This window comes from Pseudomonas sp. S4_EA_1b (genome assembly GCF_016307435.1).
Lineage (GTDB): Bacteria > Pseudomonadota > Gammaproteobacteria > Pseudomonadales > Pseudomonadaceae > Aquipseudomonas > Aquipseudomonas rhodesiae.
In genome coordinates, this window is sequence record NZ_JAEILC010000199.1 from 1 (window position 1) to 1,434 (window position 1,434).

The following is a 1,434-nucleotide window of genomic DNA, read 5'->3' on the forward strand; positions in this document are numbered from 1 at the left end:
TCAACCGGTCGTCGCAACACCTTGATCGAGGTGTTTATGGGACGACCCGCAGGATGGATGCAAAAATTGACGGGGCGGGGAGCGATGCGTTCTCCAGGTGCACCCTCACTTCGTAATGAGATCGAGCGGCTATTTTGGGTGCAGATTGCAACAGGCATTACAAGCGAAAAGGCAGCACATGCCGTTGGCGTATCAACAGCGGTAGGTACACGCTGGTTCCGTCATCGAGGCGGGATGCCATTATTCATGTCGAATCACATATCAGGACGATACTTATCGTTTGCTGAGCGAGAAGAGATTGGGCTGCTTCGAGCGCAAAGTGTTGGCGTTCGTGAGATCGCCCGTCGTCTTGGACGAAGCCCATCGACAATTTCACGGGAGCTGACACGAAATGCTGCTACCCGTTGCGGTCGGCTTGAATATCGCGCGTCAGTAGCGCAATGGAAGGCAGAACTGGTGGCCAAGAGGCCGAAACCAGCGAAACTGGTCACGAACCCGCGACTGCACCAGTACGTACGCGACCACCTTGAGGGCAAGGTTCAAGACGCCGATGGTCGTGAGATTTCTGGGCCTCAGCAAGCGCCCTTCAAAGGCAGAAATAAACCGCATCGCAGTGACCGTAAATGGGTCAATGGCTGGTCGCCTGAACAGATTGCCAACCGACTCCAGATCGATTTTCCGGATGATGAATCCATGCGCATCTCTCATGAAGCCATATATCAGTCGCTCTACATTCAGGGTCGAGGAGCTCTCAAGCGCGAACTGGTGAGCTGCCTGCGCTCAGGACGAGCATTGCGAGTGCCGAGAGCCAGAGCGCAGGCCAAAGTGTGGGCACACGTCAGCGAGGACGTCATGATCTCCAGTCGCCCTGCTGAGGTAGAAGATCGGGCTGTACCCGGGCATTGGGAGGGCGACCTGATCATCGGTCTGAACCGTTCTGCGATTGGAACTCTGGTCGAGCGCTCAACTCGATTTACCATGCTCGTCCATCTGCCTCGCGAGAAAGGTTATGGGCTAATTCCCCGCACGAAGAACGGCCCGGCGCTGGCTGGCTATGGGGCTGTTAGTATGGCCAACGCATTGAAAAAGTCGGTGACTGATCTTCCCATCGAGCTGTGGCGATCTTTGACCTGGGATCGTGGAAAGGAGCTGTCGGATCACGCTCGATTTACCATCGAGTCCGGAGTAAAAGTTTTCTTTGCTGATCCACATAGTCCATGGCAGCGCGGCACAAACGAAAATACGAACGGCCTTCTACGGCAATACTTCCCGAAAGGCACTGACCTTTCTCGTTGGAGTGCCCAAGAAATACAGGCGGTAGCTCACGTACTTAACACTAGACCTCGAAAAACACTCGGCTGGAAAACACCTGCCGAAGCACTGGATGAGTATCTAAAGTCTGTACAACAACCCAGTGTTGCGACGACCGGTTGA

The 1,434-nt window shown here is 54.6% G+C and carries 1 protein-coding gene; it reads left to right on the forward strand.

Translation table 11 applies throughout. The annotated features are described in order from the left end of the window. Positions 1–57 precede the first annotated feature (57 nt). Complete coding sequence (locus YA0848_RS35515) at positions 58–1,434, forward strand: IS30 family transposase (RefSeq protein ID WP_184316090.1); 1,377 nt, start codon at positions 58–60, stop codon at positions 1,432–1,434.

Bases quoted from the DNA above. Each gene is read 5' to 3' on its own strand.
- YA0848_RS35515 (WP_184316090.1), top strand. From the start codon at position 58: ATGCAAAAATTGACGGGGCGGGGAGCGATGCGTTCTCCAGGTGCACCC.